The sequence below is a fragment of the Streptomyces sp. NBC_00306 genome, assembly GCF_036169555.1.
GTDB lineage: Bacteria > Actinomycetota > Actinomycetes > Streptomycetales > Streptomycetaceae > Streptomyces > Streptomyces achmelvichensis.
Map to the genome: position 1 here is coordinate 1,567,415 of NZ_CP108032.1, position 17,329 is coordinate 1,584,743.

At 71.7% G+C, this 17,329-nt stretch carries 13 protein-coding genes; 8 read left to right on the forward strand and 5 right to left on the reverse strand.

Annotation, left to right across the window (positions count from 1 at the left end; genetic code table 11):
- Nucleotides 1-7: 7 nt before the first annotated feature.
- The 3 genes from OHA05_RS07035 to OHA05_RS07045 all read right to left on the reverse strand — a co-directional run bounded on the left by OHA05_RS07035 (nucleotide 8) and on the right by OHA05_RS07045 (nucleotide 4,833).
- On the reverse strand, nucleotides 8-1,438 hold the full coding sequence (locus OHA05_RS07035; protein ID WP_328860081.1) for a CitMHS family transporter: 1,431 nt from the start codon (nucleotides 1,436-1,438) through the stop codon (nucleotides 8-10).
- 120 nt (nucleotides 1,439-1,558) lie between these two features.
- The gene (locus OHA05_RS07040) at nucleotides 1,559-3,820 is read right to left on the reverse strand and encodes a molybdopterin oxidoreductase family protein (protein WP_328860082.1); all 2,262 of its coding nucleotides are present in this window, start codon (nucleotides 3,818-3,820) and stop codon (nucleotides 1,559-1,561) included.
- A gap of 398 nt (nucleotides 3,821-4,218) precedes the next feature.
- Nucleotides 4,219-4,833 carry a TetR/AcrR family transcriptional regulator gene (locus OHA05_RS07045; protein WP_328863344.1) on the reverse strand — a complete coding sequence of 205 codons (615 nt, stop codon included), beginning with the start codon at nucleotides 4,831-4,833 and terminating at the stop codon, nucleotides 4,219-4,221.
- A 90-nt stretch (nucleotides 4,834-4,923) separates the two neighbouring features.
- Here OHA05_RS07045 and hmgA point away from each other — a divergent pair, with 90 nt between their 5' ends.
- The 4 genes from hmgA to OHA05_RS07065 all read left to right on the forward strand — a co-directional run bounded on the left by hmgA (nucleotide 4,924) and on the right by OHA05_RS07065 (nucleotide 9,531).
- Nucleotides 4,924-6,243 (forward strand): homogentisate 1,2-dioxygenase, encoded by a 1,320-nt coding sequence (hmgA, locus tag OHA05_RS07050; RefSeq protein WP_313947250.1) that lies wholly within the window; start codon nucleotides 4,924-4,926, stop codon nucleotides 6,241-6,243.
- 12 nt (nucleotides 6,244-6,255) lie between these two features.
- Complete coding sequence (locus OHA05_RS07055; protein WP_313947249.1) at nucleotides 6,256-7,005, forward strand: GntR family transcriptional regulator; 750 nt, start codon at nucleotides 6,256-6,258, stop codon at nucleotides 7,003-7,005.
- A 71-nt stretch (nucleotides 7,006-7,076) separates the two neighbouring features.
- Entirely contained in the window at nucleotides 7,077-8,240 is a 1,164-nt protein-coding gene (locus OHA05_RS07060; RefSeq protein ID WP_328860083.1) for a type ISP restriction/modification enzyme, read from the forward strand.
- Between the two features lie 94 nt (nucleotides 8,241-8,334).
- Nucleotides 8,335-9,531, forward strand: coding sequence for a CaiB/BaiF CoA transferase family protein (locus tag OHA05_RS07065; RefSeq protein ID WP_313947247.1), 1,197 nt, complete (start codon nucleotides 8,335-8,337; stop codon nucleotides 9,529-9,531).
- 38 nt (nucleotides 9,532-9,569) lie between these two features.
- On the opposite strand, the gene OHA05_RS07070 is transcribed toward OHA05_RS07065, so the two are convergent.
- Nucleotides 9,570-9,833 (reverse strand): hypothetical protein, encoded by a 264-nt coding sequence (locus tag OHA05_RS07070; RefSeq protein WP_313947246.1) that lies wholly within the window; start codon nucleotides 9,831-9,833, stop codon nucleotides 9,570-9,572.
- A 244-nt stretch (nucleotides 9,834-10,077) separates the two neighbouring features.
- On the opposite strand from OHA05_RS07070, the gene OHA05_RS07075 reads away from it, so the two are divergent.
- The 4 genes from OHA05_RS07075 to OHA05_RS07090 all read left to right on the forward strand — a co-directional run bounded on the left by OHA05_RS07075 (nucleotide 10,078) and on the right by OHA05_RS07090 (nucleotide 16,446).
- Nucleotides 10,078-11,619, forward strand: coding sequence for a DUF4331 domain-containing protein (locus OHA05_RS07075; protein WP_328860084.1), 1,542 nt, complete (start codon nucleotides 10,078-10,080; stop codon nucleotides 11,617-11,619).
- 120 nt (nucleotides 11,620-11,739) lie between these two features.
- Entirely contained in the window at nucleotides 11,740-13,080 is a 1,341-nt protein-coding gene (locus OHA05_RS07080) for a tetratricopeptide repeat protein (protein WP_328860085.1), read from the forward strand.
- Complete coding sequence (locus OHA05_RS07085) at nucleotides 13,077-14,630, forward strand: HoxN/HupN/NixA family nickel/cobalt transporter (protein ID WP_328860086.1); 1,554 nt, start codon at nucleotides 13,077-13,079, stop codon at nucleotides 14,628-14,630. The genes OHA05_RS07080 and OHA05_RS07085 overlap by 4 nt, the downstream gene beginning before the upstream one ends.
- Nucleotides 14,631-14,673: 43 nt before the next feature.
- The gene (locus tag OHA05_RS07090; protein WP_443043648.1) at nucleotides 14,674-16,446 is read left to right on the forward strand and encodes a serine/threonine-protein kinase; all 1,773 of its coding nucleotides are present in this window, start codon (nucleotides 14,674-14,676) and stop codon (nucleotides 16,444-16,446) included.
- Here OHA05_RS07090 and OHA05_RS07095 read toward each other — a convergent pair.
- Nucleotides 16,430-17,239, reverse strand: a complete 810-nt coding sequence (locus tag OHA05_RS07095) for an SGNH/GDSL hydrolase family protein (protein ID WP_328860088.1) — start codon at nucleotides 17,237-17,239, stop codon at nucleotides 16,430-16,432. The genes OHA05_RS07090 and OHA05_RS07095 overlap by 17 nt on opposite strands.
- Nucleotides 17,240-17,329 lie beyond the last annotated feature (90 nt).

The window sequence follows — 17,329 nt, forward strand, 5'->3', positions numbered from 1 at the left end:
GTCACCGTCAGATGATCCCGAACAGGATTCCGGCGCCGAGCACCACCAGACAGGTGAGCGCCGCCCACTTGACCGTGAACTTGGTGTGGTCGCCGAACTCGACCTTGGCCATGCCAACGAGGACGTAGACGGCGGGGACGAGCGGGCTCGACATGTGCAGCGGCTGGCCGACGAGGGAGGCGCGGGCGATCTCCAGCGAGGAGACTCCATGGGCGGAGCCCGCTTCGGCGAGGACCGGCAGGACGCCGAAGTAGAAGCCGTCGTTCGACATGAAGTAGGTGAGCGGCAGGCTCAGCACTCCGGTGACGATGCCCATGTGCGGGCCCATGCCCTCGGGGATGGCTCCGACGAGCCAGTCCGCCATGTGCTCGACCATGCCGGTGCCGGTGAGGACGCCGGTGAAGACGGCGGCGGCGAAGACCATCCCGGACACGTTGAGGACGTTGTCGGCGTGGGCGGCGATCCTGGCCTTCTGCTCCGTCATCTTGGGGAAGTTGACGGTCAGCGCGAGGGCCGCGCCGATGAGGAACAGCACCGGGATGGGCAGCAGCTCCATGATCATCGCGGTGAGAAGGGCCACGGTGAGACCGGCGTTGAACCAGTAGAGCCTGGGGCGCAGCGTCTCCCGGTGAGGGTCGAGGCCCTGGAAGGTCTCGTCGGCGGTGTCCCCGTCGTCCGCCGCGTCGTGGGCGGCCTTGCCCGTGGCCTGCTCCCCTTCGCCGGCGCCGGGGCTCCCGCCGCCCGGAGTACGGGTCGCGTCAGCGCCACCCGCGCCGACCAGCACCGTCTCGTTCTCCGTCACCAGCACCTCGTCCAGGGAGAGGTAGCCGAGTCGCGTGCGCTCACGGCGGCCGAGGACGTAGGCGAGGACGAAGACGAAGAGCAGTCCGACGGCGAGCGCCGGGATCATCGGGACGAAGATGTCGGCGGCGTCGAGCTTCAGGGCGGACGCGGCACGGGCGGTGGGGCCGCCCCAGGGAAGGGTGTTCATCACGCCGTTCGCGGTGGCGGCGACACCCGTCAGCACGACCAGGCTCATCTTGAGGCGCTTGTAGAGCGGATACATCGCCGAGACCGTGATCATGAAGGTGGTGGAGCCGTCACCGTCCAGCGAGACGATCGCGGCCAGCACGGCCGTGCCGACCACGATCCGCATGGGGTCCGCCTTGCAGAACCGCAGGATGGCGCGGACGATCGGGTCGAAGAGCCCGACGTCGATCATCACGCCGAAGTAGACGATCGCGAACATCAGCATCGCCGCGGTGGGCGCGAGCTGGCCGACGCCCTCGAGGACGTAGTCCCCGAGGTGCGCGCCCTTCCCGACGATCACGCAGAAGAGCGCGGGGATGAGGACCAGAGCCGCGATCGGCGACATCTTCTTCATCATGATCAGGACCAGGAAGGTCGCGATCATGGCGAAGCCGAGGATTGTCAGCATGGGGGACACCTAACGTTCATCCTTGAACTCCCACCGGTGCGGCGGTCCGGACGACGTTAGGTGGCGTCAAATGCCGTTAACAAGATGTTGACGCGTGAGCAATACGAGCAAAACCCCAGGTCATCGAGTTGCCGTGAGTACCACGGGGAATCCGTTGAGCACCGCGGTGCCGGACAGCGGGTCCAGCCGCGAGCCGTCGAGCAGCTGGTTCACATTGACGCCGGGGCGGGACGCGGCCACCGACATCCGCACGCCCGGGCGGCTGTGCCCCCAGCCGTGCGGAAGGCTGACCACCCCGGTGCGCACCGTGTCGGTGATCTCCACGGGTGCCTCGACCTGACCGCCGTCCGCCGCGATACGCACCTGCTCGCCGTCGTGGAGCCCGAGCCGGGTCGCGTCCTCGGGGTGGATCTGGAGGGTACAGCGGTTGGAGCCGCCGTTGAGCGCGGGCACGTTGTGCAGCCAGCTGTTGTTGGAGCGCAGATGGCGGCGGCCGACCAGCACGAGGGCCTCGGGCCGCGCGTCCAGGGCGCTGCGCAGCCGGGGCAGATCGTCGGCGATCGGCCCGGGCAGCAGCTCGATCCGGCCGCTGCGGGTCCTGAGCACCTCGGGGACGCGGGGCCGGAGGGGGCCGAGGTCGACGCCGTGCGGGTTCTCCAGGAGCTTGTCGAGGGTGAGGTCGTACGGGCCGGTGCGCAGCATCATGTCGAGGCGGCGCTCGGGTCCCGTACGGCCGGACAGCTGCGCGGTCAGCTCCTTGACGTCCTGGCCGTGGACCGGTGAGTGCGCCTCGGCGACGGCCTTGGTGAGGGCCTTCTCGATGACCATGTCGTCGACGGCCTCCGGGGGCGCGCCGTGCATGCCGCCGACCGCCAGGACCAGACGGGCGTGGATCTCGCACTCGTCCATGCGGCCGTCCTCCAGAGGCACGGCGGCCGGGGTGTAGCGGGCCTGGTTGTGCACCGCGAAAGCGTTGAAGGCGAAGTCGAAGTGGGAGCTCTGGGAGGGCGGGGGCGGGGGCAGCACCACGTCGGCGTGCCGGGAGGTCTCGTTGAGATAGGGGTCGACGCTGACCATGAAGTCGAGCTGCTCCAGGGCGCGGTCGAGGCGGTCGCCGTCGGGCGCGGAGAGCACGGGATTGGCTGCGATGGAGATCAGCGCGCGGATCCGCCCCTCGCCGGGGGTGTCGATCTCCTCGGCGAGTACGGCCATGGGCAGTTCGCTCTTGGCCTCGGGCTGCTCGCTGACCCGGCTGGTCCAGCGGCCGAGCACGAAGCCCCTGCCGGGACCGGCAGGGCGGGGCGCGGGCGCCGTGGCCGAGAGGGGGAAGAGCGCGCCGCCGGGGCGGTCGAGATTGCCGGTGAGCACATTGAGCACGTCCACCAGCCAGTTGGCGAGGGTGCCGTACTCCACGGTGCAGCTGCCGATCCGGCCGTAGACGGCGGCGGTGGGGGCTGCCGCCAGTTCGCGGGCGATCGTGCGGATCTCGCCGGCGTCCATGTCGCACGCGCCGGCGACGGCTTCGGGGGTGAACTCCGCGACGGCCGCCTCGACTTCGCGCAGCTGCTCGACATGTCCTTCGAGCCGGCCGAGGTCGGTCAGGCCCTCCTCGAAGAGGACGTGGGTGAGCGCGGCGAGCAGCAGGGCGTCGGTGCCGGGGCGGATGGGCACATGACGGTCGGCGAGCTGCGCGGTGCGCGTACGGCGGGGGTCGACGACGGTCAGCGTGCCGCCGCGCCTGCGCAGCGCCTTGAGCTTGCCGGGGAAGTCGGCGGCGGTGCAGAGGCTGCCGTTGGACTCCAGCGGGTTGGCGCCGAGCAGCAGCAGATGGTCGGTGCGGTCCAGGTCGGGGACGGGGATGGCGACGGCGTCCCCGAACAGCAGTCCGCTGGAGACGTGCTTGGGCATCTGGTCCAGGGTGCTGGCGGTGAAGAGGTTGCGGCTGCGCAGTACGGAGAGCAGCACCGGCGGGTAGAGCGCGCCGGCCATGGTGTGCACGTTCGGGTTGCCGAGGACCACGCCGACGGCGTTCGCCCCGTGTTCCTCGATCAGCGGCCTGATCCGGGCGGCGATCGCGTCGAAGGCCTCGGCCCAGGTGGCGTCGCGCAGTTCGCCGTCCTTGCGGACGAGCGGGGTGCGCAGCCGGTCGGGATCGGCGTCGAGTTCTCCGAAGGAGGCGCCCTTGGGGCAGATGAAGCCGCGGCTGAAGACGTCGTCGCGGTCGCCGCGCGCGGAGACGACACGGGTGCCCTCGATGGTGAGGGTGAGACCGCAGGTCGCCTCGCAGAGCGGACAGATCCGCAGGGCGGTGCGTGTCTCTCCGGCCGGTTCGGCGCCGTCGCCGCCCGTCGGTGCGGTACGGGCGGCAGCTGTGCGGGACATGGGCCCTCCCCGGGGCGGCGTCGGTGTCGCTCGGCTCAGGCCGAGCATACCGACCGGTATGCATGGGCGGGAGTCCCTGCGGGGGTCCGGTTAGGGGAGGCGGGTGCCGGGCGGGGGCCCGCGGGCCGGGCCCTGCTGCCCTGCGGGGCCCCTTTGCCGGGCGGGGGCCGGCTGCCGGGAGGCGGTTACCGGGCGGGGGTCCGCGGCCGGGGCACTGATGCCGGGCGGGGTTCCGGTTACCGGGAGGCGGTTACCGAGCAGGGGCCTGCTGCCGGGCGGCAGTTCCGCGCACGGTCCGGTCACCGAGAGACTCCCGGGGTCCGTGCGGGGACCCTCCCGCCGGAGCCCAGGGCCCGGATCAGGTCACCGGAAGACCGAGAGCCGTACCCCCGGCCGCCTCAGTCCAGTACCCGCGCCAGATACGACCGCAGCAGCTCCCGCGTCTCCCCCACGATCGCCTCGTCGCCCGACGGGTCCACCCGGAACGCCAGTTGGAGCAGGGCGTCCGCGGCCTCCACCGCGACCAGCGCCGCGCGTCGCAGCGCCTCGTCCGGCTCGCGGCCCACCTGCGCCGCCAGCAGCCCGACCAGGCGGTCGGCCACCTGATGGTTCGCGCCGGCCGCCGGGGAGCCCACCGGGATCTGGTTGCCGAAGTCGATCAGCGAGAAGCCGGGGACCGTGCGTTTCATCGCCACGTACTCACCGAGCACCACATCGAGCAGTCCCCGCCAGTCGCCTCCGGCGAGACCGGTGAGCCGGCCCGCGATGCGGTCCGTATATCTGTCCAGGTTGCGTTCGGCCAACGCGTCGGCGAGGGCACGCTTGTTGCCGAAGAACCGGTAGACCGAACCGATCGGCACCCCCGCCCGCACGGCCACCGCACGCGTCGACAGTTCCTCGTATCCGGTCTCGTCGAGAAGTTCGGCGCAGGCGTCCAGGATCCGGGCGAGCCGCTCGGCGCTCCGCCGCTGCACGGGCTCACGTCGTAGGGGGGCGTGGGACACGCGCTCCATCATGCCGTCCGGATGCCGTTGACGGGGGCGCTCCGCAATCCTACGGTAGTCCATAGGATTCCAGGATTCCTTCAGCACCGGGAGCGGGCGATGAGCGGCATCGAGCAGGCGCGGAAGACGGCCGAGTCCCTGGGGTACTCCCCCGGGTTCGGCAATGAGCACAGCTCGGAGGCTGTGCCGGGCGCACTTCCGCTCGGGCGCAATTCACCGCAGCGGGCCCCCCTCGGGCTGTACGCGGAGCAGCTGAGCGGTTCGGCGTTCACCGAGCCGCGTGTCCACAACCGCCGCTCGTGGCTCTACCGCATCCGCCCCTCGGCGGCCCACCCGCCGTTCGTCCGTGTCGGCAACGGCGGACTGCGCAGCGCGCCGTTCACCGAGACCGTCCCCGACCCCAACCGGCTGCGCTGGAACCCGCTGCCGGAGCCGGCGCCGGGAACCGACTGGCTGGCCGGTCTGTGGACGCTCGGCGGGAACGGCGACACCACCCAGCGCACCGGCATGGCCGTGCACCTCTACCACGCCAACGCGTCGATGACGGACCGGGTGTTCAGCGACGCCGACGGCGAGCTGCTGATCGTCCCCGAGCGCGGTGGCCTGCTGCTGGTCACGGAGTTCGGCATGCTCGCGGCCCGCCCCGGCGAGGTGGCCCTGATCCCGCGCGGCATCCGTTTCCGCGTGGAACTGCTCGACGACAGCGCCCGCGGTTATGTGTGCGAGAACTACGGCCAGCCCTTCCAGCTCCCGGACCTCGGCCCGATCGGCGCCAACGGCCTCGCGAACGCCCGTGACTTCATGGCCCCGGTGGCGTCCTTCGAGGACGTGGAGCGCCCGGTCGAGGTGGTCAACAAGTTCTGCGGCAACCTCTGGGCGGCGACCTACGACCACTCCCCGCTCGACGTGGTCGCCTGGCACGGCAACCACCTGCCGTACGTCTACGACCTGCACCGGTTCAACGTCATCGGCACCATCAGCTACGACCACCCGGACCCGTCGATCTTCACCGTGCTGACCTCGCCGTCCGACACCCCGGGCCTGGCGGGCGTCGACTTCGTGGTCTTCGCACCCCGCTGGCTGGTCGGCGAGAACACCTTCCGGCCGCCCTACTTCCACCGCAACGTGATGAGCGAGTACATGGGCCTGATCGAGGGCGCGTACGACGCGAAGGCGGAGGGCTTCGTGCCCGGCGGCGGCTCGCTGCACAACATGATGTCGGCGCACGGGCCGGACCGGGACACGTTCGACCGGGCGAGCGCGGCCGAGCTCAAGCCGCAGAAGATCGACGACGGGCTGGCGTTCATGTTCGAGACGCGCTGGCCGGTGACCGCGACGGAGCAGGCGGCGGGCGCGGACCATCTGCAGAAGGGCTACGACAACGTGTGGCAGGGTCTTGAGCGCCACTTCAGGTCGTAGTACGGAGATGCCGTGACCTCCTTCGCCCCCGACTCGCTGGTCCTGAACCGCAAGCTGCCGCTGTGGTACCAGGTCTCGCAGTCGCTGCGCGCCTCGATACTCGGCCGGGCGCCCGAGGCGTCGCTGCGGCTGCCCACCGAGGAGCAGCTCGCCGCGCACTACGGCGTGAGCGTGCTGACCATGCGGCAGGCTCTCAAGGAGCTGGAGGCGGAGGGGCTGATCAGCCGGCACCGCCGGCGCGGCACCTTCATCGAACCGGGGGCCCGCCGGGGGGCTCCGCGCCGGCTGCTGGGCTCGATCGACGCGATCGTGGCCCAGCAGTCGGGCGAGCGGACGACGATCCTCGGGCACGGTCCCGGTCCGGTGCCCGCCGAACTGGCCGAGTACTTCCCCGACATCGCCGAGGTCGTGACGTACCGCAGGCTGCGCTGCGACGGGGAGAGCGGCGAGCCGACCAACTGGGCGGAGAACGCGGTCCGTCCGGACATCGCGGCCGCGCTGGATCTCGCGGATCTGGAGCGCTGGCCGATGACCAAGGTGCTGCGGGACGCGGTCGGTGTGCGGATCAGCCGGATCACGGACACCGTGGAGGCCCGGCTGGCGGACCCGCGTACGGCGGAGCTGCTGGACGTGCCGCTGCTGAGTCCGATCCTGCACTACACGGGTGTGACGTACGACGGCGACGGCCGGGTGGTGGACGTCGCGCGCATCCACTACCGGGGCGACCGGTTCTCCTTCTCGGTCACCCTCGACGCGGACTGACGTCGGCCTGCTGCGCGTGGATGACTAACATTCCGGCGGTACGCGCCCATGGCGAGGGGGAGGATGTCCGCATGCCGATGCTCGATGCGCTCATGCCGTGGGGCGTGCGGCCTCTGCGGCCGGGACGCTCCTGGGTGATCGCGCCGGACGCCGGGTCCCTGACCGCACGCTGGGACGCGGTGGTGCGGGCGGAGGGGCCCGCGCAGGACGCGCTGTTCGGGTGCACCCGCGCCCGCACCCCCCGGACCGCGGTGGGCCAGCTGCCCGGGCAGGCCGCGGGGACGGGCCGGTTCATCCGTGAGGACGGCCGCTGTCCGGAGCCGGTGCGGATCGCGCACGGCGCCTTCGACGAACAGTGGCTGATCCCCGACCACCGTCTCCTCGACGTCGCCCGCCCCGAGCTGTGGCGGGTCGCCGACGACCGGCAGATCTTCGCCGTCGAACAGGGCTGGACCGGGGACGCATCGGGCCCGGCCGTGCTGATGTCCGCGCTGCTTCCCGACGGCTACTCCCCCGCGGGACGGCCCGGCCGCATCCGGCCGCTGTACCGGCGTCCGGGCGGCGACGAGCCCAATCTCGCGCCCGGTCTGCTGCCCCTTCTGGAAAGCCACTACGGGCGGACGGTCGCCCCCGAGGACGTGCTCGCCTGGATCGCCGCGGCGGCCGAGCCCTCACCCGCCGGCTGCCTCGTCCCGCTGCCCGCCGATCCCGAGGTCTGGCTCACGGGCGTGGACCTGGGGCGGACCCTGCTCGACATCCAGCTCCGCGGCGCGCGCGGCGGCGCGAAGCCCCGGCTGCCGGGCGGGCGGCGCCCCTATGTCCGTGCCGCCGTGCCCGCCCGCCCCGACGCGATCGCGTACGACGCCGAGGAGGAGGTGCTGAGCGTCGGCGAGGGACGCATCTCCCCGGTGCCGCCCGCCGCCTGGGACGTAAATGTCGGCGGTACCCGGGTGCTGGAGGCCTGGTTCGCACGCCGGACCACCCAGCCCGAGCCCGGCACCCTGGAGGCGATCCGGCCCGGCGCCTGGCCGCAGGAGTGGACCTCGGAACTGCTGGAGCTGATCACCGTCCTCGCCCTGTTCGGTGAACTGACCGACCGGAGAGCCGAGTTGAAGACGGGCGCCGAGATCACCGACGTCGGGGTCGTGCTGCCGCCGCCGGACACGGCCCGTCGGCCCGCGTCCGTACTCGACCACCACGAGGAAGGCCCGGAGGGCCAGTTCGCCCTGCTCTGACCGCGGCCACCGGTGCACTCCGCGTCGGCCGGGCGGTCGCGCACCCGCCCGCCGAGATGACAGATGCCCTGCGTACGCGATAGGTACGGCTGTCATGAGCACTCAGCCACTGCCGCTCGACGGGGTCACCGTCGTCGCCGTCGAGCAGGCCGTATCGGCCCCGTTCGCCACCCGCCAGCTCGCCGACCTCGGCGCCCGTGTCATCAAGATCGAGCGTCCGGACGGCGGCGACTTCGCCCGCGACTACGACACGGCCGCCCATGGACTCGCCTCTCACTTCGTGTGGTGCAACTACGGCAAGGAGTCCATCGCCGTCGACCTCAAGGACCCGCGCGGGCTGGAGATCGTGCAGCGGCTCGTCGCGGACGCCGACGTGTTCGTGCAGAACCTCGCCCAGGGCGCGGCCGCCCGGCTCGGCCTGGACGCGGCCACCCTGTGCGCCGCCCACCCCCGGCTGGTCGCCGTGGACATCTCGGGCTACGGCGCGGAGGGCCCGTACGCCCACAAACGGGCCTACGACATGCTCGTGCAGTGCGAGGCCGGCCTGGTCTCCGTCACCGGGACCGCCGAACGGCCGGTGAAGGCCGGCATTCCGGCGGCCGACATCGCTGCCGCCATGTACGCCTTCTCCGGGGTGCTGGCCGCGCTGCTGCGCCGGGGTGTCTCGGGCCGCGGCGGACCGGTGGAGATCTCGATGCTGGAGTCCCTCGCCGAGTGGATGGGACATCCGCTGCACTACGGGATGCACGGCGGTCAGCCTCCGGCGCGCACGGGCCTCGCACATGCCGTCATCGCACCGTACGACGCCTACACCACCGCGGACGGCGGGCAGGTGCTGCTGTCGGTGCAGAACGACCGGGAATGGCGGCGGCTGGCCGAACAGGTGCTGGAACTGCCCGGCCTGGGAACCGATCCGCATTTCGCCACCAATACGGCCCGTACGGCGAATCGCGTGCGGACGGACGCGGCGGTGGGCCTGGCACTCGGGAAACTGGGCACCCAGGAGGCCGTCGACCGGCTGGAGGCCGCGGGCATCGCCTGCGCGCGGCTCAACGATGTGACGGATGTGGCCGGACATCCGCAGCTCGCGGCGCGTGACCGGTGGCGGGAGGTCGGTTCACCGGTCGGTCCGCTGAAGGCACTGCTTCCGCCGATCACCCTGCCGGGTGGACCGGAGGTACCGATGGGTGCGGTCCCCGCGCTCGGCGAGCACACCGACGCGCTGCTGAGGTCCCTGGGAATGACGGACGAGGGGACAGCAGCGCTGCGCCGGGACGGTGTGGTCGCCTGAGCGCGCGGTCGCGGGGTCGCGATGCGAAGGCGGCCGGATCAGCTCCGGCTGCCGAACAGCGAGCGGCGCAGCCTGCGCAGGGGCGCGAAGAGCGAGACGCGCGCGCTCTTGCTCCTGCGGCTGTGCGCCACATCACGCGTGGTGAGCTCGCGCATCAGCGATGTCGCCTCGACCGTCTCGCGCTGCGGGACGGCAGGGCCGCCCAGCACCGAAAGATGCCGGTCGAGACGCGAACTGGTCGCGCTGCTCCCACATGTGATGGCAGGCACTCGTGCCCTGCTCCGCACTGCTATCTGATCCATGTCACTCCCCACCCGTACGACGCACCCGGCCCGGGCAGGTTAACCCTATCGCCCCGGCATCACACTCGTGTATCCCGGGCGCAGGATTCACCACACCTGTACGCGAGTTGACGACCACTCACCGAATCCATGAGTTTCCAGGGCGAGTTGGACACTTTCGAATCTCCACCAATCCATCCGTCGCGCGGCCCCGAATGGCACGCGCAAGGCAACCGAACCTCGTTGCTCAGAACGGACGGACGCAATGACCGCAATCAACAGGAGCGGGTGGGGGCCCGGAACTTTCCGGGGGAGCAGGAGTCTCGCCGCGCTCACCTGTGGTGCTCTGGCTGCCGGGGCGCTCGCCGCCGGCGGCGTGGCCGCACTGACGCCGGAGGCGGCCAGCGCCTCCAGTCACCGGGAGGCCCCGCTGATCTCGGGCCAGCCCCAGTTCGACAACACCGACGTGTACGCCTTCGTCAGCCCGGACAAGCCGGACACGACGACGCTGGTGGCCAACTGGCTGCCGTTCGAGGACCCGGCGGGCGGCCCGAACTTCTACAAGTTCGCCACCGACGCCCAGTACGACATCCACATCGACAGCAACGGCGACGCGCAGGGCGATCTGCTCTACCGCTGGACGTTCAAGGAACACCTGAAGAACGACAAGACGTTCCTCTACAACACCGGTCCCGTCACCAGCCTCGACGACCCGGACCTCAACTTCACGCAGACGTACGACATCGACCTGCTGCGCCTGAAGGACCAGAAGGTCGCCTCCACCCACAAGATCGCGGACGACGTCCCGGTGGCGCCGTCCAACGTGGGCAAGGCGTCCATGCCGGACTACAGCGTGCTGCGCAAGCAGGCGGTGCACCAGCTGCCGAGCGGTCTCACCACCTTCGCCGGCCAGGCCGACGACCCGTTCTTCCTGGATCTGCGGGTCTTCGACCTGCTGTACGGCGGTGACCTCTCCGAGGTCGGCAACGACACGCTCAAGGGCTACAACGTCAACACCCTCGCGCTCCAGGTGCCGACGCACTACATACAGCAGTCGGCCGAACAGCCGGTCGTCGGCATCTGGTCGACGACCCAGCGCAAGAGCGCGAGCGGCCACTGGACCCAGGTCTCGCGACTCGGGATGCCGCTGGTCAACGAGGTCGTCCTGCCCCTCAAGGACAAGGACAAGTTCAACGCGTCCTCGCCGTGGAACGACGCCGACTTCCTGCCGTCGGTGACCAACCCGGAGCTGCCCAAGCTGATCGAGGGCATCTACAAGATCAAGGCTCCGGCCGAACCGCGCAACGACCTCGTGTCGGTCTTCCTGACCGGTGTGAAGGACCTCAACCAGCCGCCCGGGGTGAAGCCCGCGGAGGCCCTGCGGCTGAACACGTCCATCAAGCCCACGGCCGAGCCGAAGAGGCTGGGTGTGCTCGACGGTGACAACGCCGGCTTCCCCAACGGCCGCAGGCTGACCGACGACGTCCTGGACATCGCGCTCCAGGTCGTCGAGGGCGAACTCGTCGGCTCGAAGAACGACCTGGGCGACGCGGTCGACGCCAACGACGCGAAGTTCGAGGCGAGTTTCCCCTATGTCGCGCTGCCGACCGCGGGCTCGCGCGGCCCCACGGCCGAGGGCGCCACGGCGCGCAACGCACTGAACGGCGGAGCGGGCCTGTCGTCCTCCTCCGACGACAACAGGACCCTGCTGATCGCCTCCGCGGGCGGCGCCGTCGCGGGTGTGCTGCTGATCGCCACGGCCCTGACCTGGTGGCGCAGGCGCCGGCGGACGACGAGCTACATCTAGGCGCGCCGAGCCCCGAGCCGCCCTTCGAGACGGGGGCCGGGCACGCCGTGCCCGCCCCCGTCCGCTCCACCGATCAGATCAGGGCCCCGTTCACCGGGCCCGGCCCCGAGAGGACCGAAGATGTCTCAGCAGACCAGCGAAGCCCCCCAGGCACCCCGGGGCGGCCTCCGGCGGCGGTTGGCCGTCGGGCTGGGAGCCGTCGGGGTGGCGCTGGCGATCAGCGCGGGCGCCGTCGTGCTGGGCGGCGACGGGCAGGAGCCGGCGGCACCCCTCGGCGGCGCCGCCGTCATCGGGGCGGACGTACGGGCCCTCGAAACACATCTGAAGAGCCGGCCCAAGGACGACCGGGGCTGGGCGACGCTCGGTTCGGCCCGTGTCGAGGAGGCACGGACCTCCGGCGACCCGGCCGGCTACCCGCGTGCCGCCGACGCCTTCGAACGGTCGCTGAAGCTGCGGCGCGAGGGCAATGACGCGGCCCTCGCCGGACGGGCTGCGCTGGCGGCCGCCCGGCACGACTTCACCGGCGCACTGCGGGACGCCGGGCAGGCGCTGGCGGTCAATCCGTACAGCGAACAGGCGCTGGCGGTACGCATCGACGCGCTCGTCGAACTCGGCCGCTACGACCAGGCGTTGAAGGCTGCCGAGGAGGCGGACCTCAAGCGTCCCGGCATACCGGCCTTCACACGTCTCGCCTATGTGCTCGAACTGCGCGGCGACACCAAGGGCGCGAGCCGCGTCCTCACCCTGGCCATGACGTCCGCCACCGCCCCCGGCGACATCGCCTACGTCGCCACCGCACTCGGCCAGCTCACCTGGTCCCAGGGGCAGTACGACACGGCGCTGAAGCACTGCGCCACGGCGCTGCGCGCCGAGCCGAGGAACATCGCGGCGCTGGAATGCCGGGCCCGGACGCACGCGGCCCAGGGGAAGACGGCCGAGGCGATCCGTGAGTACGAGGCGATCGTCGCCCGCTACCCGCTCCCCGGCCAACTCGTCGCGCTCGGCGAGCTGTACGAGGCCGCGGGGAAGGACGCCGAGGCTCGCCGGCAGTACGCGCTGATCGGCACCTGGGCGTCGCTCGCCCGCGCGGGCGGGGTGAACCCGGATCTGGACACGGCGCTCGCCGCCGCCGACCACGGTGACAAGGCGGTCGCCCTCAAGGCCGCGCAGGCCGAATGGCAGCGGCGCAGGACCGTGCACACGGCCGACGCGCTCGGCTGGGCGCTGTACCGCAACGGCCGTGCGAAGGACGCGCTGCCGTACGCACGCAAGGCCACGGCGACCGGCTACCGCAACGCCGCGTTCCTCTACCACCTGGGGATGGTCGAGCAGGCGGCCGGTGCGAAGGCGCCCGCCCGCCGCTCCCTCACCCGGGCCCTCTCGCTCAACCCCGGTTTCTCGCCGCTCGCTCCGGCCGAGATCCGGCGCACCCTGAAGAACAGCGCCAAGGAGACGTCATGAGCACGGTGAGCAGGGCACGGACCCTGAGGAAGCGCATCGCCGTCGTCGGCACGCTGGTCGCCGGACTGTTCCTCGTCTTCGCGGGGACGGCGGCCGCCCACCCGCTCGGCAACTTCACCGTCAACCGTTACGACGGACTGGTCGTCGCCCGGGGCGAGTTGAGGGTCGACCACGTCGAGGACCTGGCGGAGATCCCGACCGCCCAGATCGATCCGGGTGTGCGGACGCCCGCGAAGCTTCCCGGCTGGGCGGCTGCGCGCTGTGCGACCGCGGCGCGCGAAGCCCGCGCGGAGGTGAACGGCCGCGCGGTGGCGCTCAGGACCGGCGCGAGCCGGGCCGACATACGCCCCGGGCAGGCCGGTCTGGCGACGCTGCGGCTGGAGTGCGAACTGACGGCCGCCCTGCCGGACGGCGAAGCGGCCGTCTCCTTCCGGGCCCCGGGCGGCGACGGGGGGCCGGGCTGGCGTGAGGTCACGGCGCGCGGCGACCGGATGACGCTCGCGGAGTCCGACGTGCCGCGGGAATCGCTGTCCCGGCGGTTGTCCGAGTACCCCGAGGACCGGCTGGCCTCTCCCCCCGACCGTACGAAGGCCGCGCTCGAGGTGGTGCCCGGTGGCCCCGCCCTGGCCTCCGACGGTGACGAGGAGGGCGCGGGCCCCGCCTCCGTACTGCCGCGTGGCGCGGACCGGTGGACGCAGGCCCTGACCGGGCTGGTCGAGCGGCGCGATCTCACCCTGCCGTTCGCCGCCCTCGCTCTGGCGACGGCGATCGCGCTGGGCGCCATGCACGCGCTTGCTCCCGGCCACGGCAAGACCCTGATGGCCGCCGCGGCAGCGGCCGGCGGGCGCAACTCGGTACGTGAGGTACTCACACTCGGCATCTCGGTCACCGTCACCCACACCCTCGGGGTGTTCGCGCTGGGGGCGCTGGTGGCGGCGGGCTCGGCGGCGGCGCCGTCGGTCGTCGCCTGGCTGGGTGTGGCGAGCGGCGCGCTCGTCGCGCTGGCCGGGGCCGCGCTCGTCCTGCGGGCATGGCGTCGCCGTGGCCGACCGCACCACCACCATCACCACGGTCACGGACATGACCACGGACATGCGCACGGACACGACCACCACGGGGACGGGCACTCGCACGGCCACGCGCATCACGGCCACGGCCACTCCCATGACCACCACGGCCACCCGCACAGCCTGCCGGGCGAGAAGCGGCGCGGGCTGCGCGGCACCCTGCTCCTCGGGTTCGCCGGGGGCATGGTGCCGAGCCCCTCCGCCGTCGTCGTCCTCGTCGGCGCGGCCGCCCTCGGCCATGCCTGGTTCGGCTTCCTGCTCGTCCTCGCCTACGGCGCGGGTCTCGCCCTGACGCTGGCCGCCGCCGGATTCCTCGTCGTGCGAGTCGGCGCGGGAGCGGCGAAGCGCCTCGCGGAACGCAAACGCCGCGGTGGCAGGGTCCTCGCCCTCGCCCATCGGGCCGCACCCATCGGTACGGCGTTCGTGGTGTTCGTCCTGGGATGCGGATTGGTGTTCAGGGGGGCCGCAGCGGCCTGGAGTTGAGCTAGCTTTGAGTGGTTTCCACCGAGATGCCGTGCTGCAACGGATGGGGGCTCGCGTGCCCGAGAATCAACTGATCGCCGGGCGTTACCGACTGCTGAGCCCTCTGGGCGAAGGCGGTATGGGTGTGGTGTGGCGCGCCCGCGACGAGGTGCTGGCCCGCGAGGTCGCGGTCAAGGAGGTGCGGGCGCCCGCCGGTCTGGGCACCGCGGACGAGCGCCGGCTCTACCAGCGCCTGGAGCGGGAGGCGTGGGCCGCGGGCCGGATCTCGCACCGCAATGTGGTCACCGTCTACGACGTGGCCACCGAGGACGGCCGCCCGTGGATCGTGATGGAACTGGTCCGCGGGCTCGCCCTGTCCGACGTCCTGGAGGCGGAGGGCCCGCTCACCCCGCAGCGTGCGGCCCACGTCGGCGCCGAGGTGCTCGCCGCGCTGCGCGCCGCGCACGAGGCGGGCGTACTGCATCGCGATGTGAAGCCGGGAAACGTCCTCGTCGCCAACGACGGACGGGTGGTGCTCACCGACTTCGGCATCGCGACGGTCGAGGGCACCTCCAACCTCACGATGACGGGCGAGCTCATCGGCTCGCCCGAATTCCTCGCACCCGAGCGGGCACTCGGCCGCAACCCGGGTCCGGAGTCCGACCTCTGGTCCCTCGGCGTCCTGCTGTACGCGGCCGTCGAGGGCATCACCCCGTTCCGCCAGAACACTCCGCTGAGCACCCTGCGGGCCGTAGTGGACGAGGAGTTGCCGCCTCCGCGCCGGGCCGCTGAGCTGACACCGGTGATCGCCGGGCTGCTGCGCAAGGACCCGGCGGACCGGCTCCCGGCGGACGAGGCCGAGCGGATGCTACGGGTGGTGGGCGCGGGCGGGACGGCGCGGACGTCCGTACCGCCGGTGTCGGGTCCGTACAGCCCCACGATGACGTCCACGTCGCCGGGCACTCCCCCGCCCACCGGACCGGGACGGCCGGTGCCAGCGACGGCGGGCCTGGCTGCCACGGCGCCGACTCCCGCTCCGCGGCAGGGACATCCCCGTCGGGCGAAGGTGGCACTGGCCGCGGGCATCGCGGTTCTGCTGCTCGCCGCCGGCGGTCTGGCCTGGGCGCTGGCCGGTAACGACAAGGGCAACGGCAACGGCACGAACGCGGGCGACGACGGGGGCGGCACCGGAACTTCCGGCGCCGCGACCGCGGGTACCGCCGGCACCGGCAGTTCGCCCGACGCCACCGGTGGCGACACCGGCACGGAGACGGAAGACGGCGGGAGCGGCGGCGACGGCGGTGCGACGGGAGGCAACGGCGCGTCGACGCACGACCGTCCGCAGACCGTCTCGGTCCACATCAGCACCGTGCACGACAGCTATGCGGGCACCTGCCCGCCACCGGAGGCCGAGGCTCCGGCCTTCCGGGCGACCATCACGGTCGGCCGGGTGCCCGCCGCCGTCGAGTACCGCTGGGCCACCGAGAGCGGCAAGGGCTCCGACACGGGCTGGAAGACCCTGCGGTTCGGCTCGGGGGACGGAAAGCAGCGGGAGATCAACCACATCGAACGGAACTACCGGAACGACGCGGCGGGCGACACGTACCACGACCGGATCCGCGTGGAGATCCGGAAACCGGTCGAGGCACGGTCCGGTTGGGTCGACTTCTCGGTCACCTGCGACGAGGAGTCCCCGTCGGGCGGGGACTCCTCGTCGCCGGACGGGGAGTCCTACTCGCCCGACACCGGAGGCGGCGCGGACGTGGCGGACCCGGCTGACCCGGTGGACAGCGCGGCTGCCGCGGTCGGACGGACAGGGCTCACACGCGCGAGGTGAAGCTGGGCAGATAGCCGCCGGACTGCCCGGCGGCGGTGGGGTGGTACGACTCGCCGATGTTGAGCCAGTTCACGCTGTGCAGCCACGCCGAGCCGGAGCAGATCTCGTGTCCGGTGAAGGCGGGGACGACGTCGGCGAAGTCGTAGCCGTGGTTCGCTGCGCGCTTCGCGATGGCGGCGTTGAGGTAGTCGGCGGCCGAGTTGATCGCGGACCGTTCGTTCTCGCTGAGGCCGGCGAGGCAGCTGCCGCCCAGCTTGTAGAAGCGGGGGTAGCCGAGGACGACGACCTGGGCCGAAGGGGCCCGGGAGCTGATGGCCGTGTACACGGAGTCGAGTTGTCCGGGCAGGGTCGTGTTGACGTACGAGCGGGCCTGGTTGATGCGGTTGATGCAGGTGGCCTCCGACTGGAGGACACAGGTGGTCATCACGTCGGAGAAGCCGGCGTCGTTGCCGCCGATGGTGATGGAGACCAGATCGGTGGCGGAGTTGAGGGGGGCGAGCTGGCCGGAGAGAACATCACCCGTACGAGCGCCCGAGCAAGCGGTGAACGCGAACGACGAGGGTGAATGGGCGGCGGCCCAGAGCTTGGGGTAGGCGCGGGTGCTGCGCTTGCAGTTGCCGCTGGCGCTGTCGTAGCTGCCGGCTCCGACTCCGGATGAGTAGGAGTCGCCCAGCGCCACGTAGTCAAGGGCGAGGGCTCGGTCGTCGGCCTGCGCCTGTCCGGCTCCGGTGAGAGCGAGAACGGCGCCGAGGAGGAGTGAGGATGAGAATGCCGCGATTCGGGACAGTTTCATGGAACCTCCCTTTAGCAGGATCCCTGCCTCAACTTTCGTAGCAGGGCCCATACTTCACCGGAAGTGTCCATGCCAAAAATTCCTATGGTC

Excerpts from the sequence above, each read along its gene's own strand:
- OHA05_RS07035 (WP_328860081.1), bottom strand. The coding sequence starts at position 1,438 with ATGCTGACAATCCTCGGCTTCGCCATGATCGCGACCTTCCTGGTCCTG.
- OHA05_RS07040 (WP_328860082.1), bottom strand. The coding sequence starts at position 3,820 with ATGTCCCGCACAGCTGCCGCCCGTACCGCACCGACGGGCGGCGACGGC.
- OHA05_RS07045 (WP_328863344.1), bottom strand. The coding sequence starts at position 4,833 with ATGGAGCGCGTGTCCCACGCCCCCCTACGACGTGAGCCCGTGCAGCGG.
- hmgA (WP_313947250.1), top strand. The coding sequence starts at position 4,924 with ATGAGCGGCATCGAGCAGGCGCGGAAGACGGCCGAGTCCCTGGGGTAC.
- OHA05_RS07060 (WP_328860083.1), top strand. The coding sequence starts at position 7,077 with ATGCCGATGCTCGATGCGCTCATGCCGTGGGGCGTGCGGCCTCTGCGG.
- OHA05_RS07065 (WP_313947247.1), top strand. The coding sequence starts at position 8,335 with ATGAGCACTCAGCCACTGCCGCTCGACGGGGTCACCGTCGTCGCCGTC.
- OHA05_RS07070 (WP_313947246.1), bottom strand. The coding sequence starts at position 9,833 with ATGGATCAGATAGCAGTGCGGAGCAGGGCACGAGTGCCTGCCATCACA.
- OHA05_RS07075 (WP_328860084.1), top strand. The coding sequence starts at position 10,078 with ATGACCGCAATCAACAGGAGCGGGTGGGGGCCCGGAACTTTCCGGGGG.
- OHA05_RS07080 (WP_328860085.1), top strand. The coding sequence starts at position 11,740 with ATGTCTCAGCAGACCAGCGAAGCCCCCCAGGCACCCCGGGGCGGCCTC.
- OHA05_RS07085 (WP_328860086.1), top strand. The coding sequence starts at position 13,077 with ATGAGCACGGTGAGCAGGGCACGGACCCTGAGGAAGCGCATCGCCGTC.
- OHA05_RS07090 (WP_443043648.1), top strand. The coding sequence starts at position 14,674 with ATGGGGGCTCGCGTGCCCGAGAATCAACTGATCGCCGGGCGTTACCGA.
- OHA05_RS07095 (WP_328860088.1), bottom strand. The coding sequence starts at position 17,239 with ATGAAACTGTCCCGAATCGCGGCATTCTCATCCTCACTCCTCCTCGGC.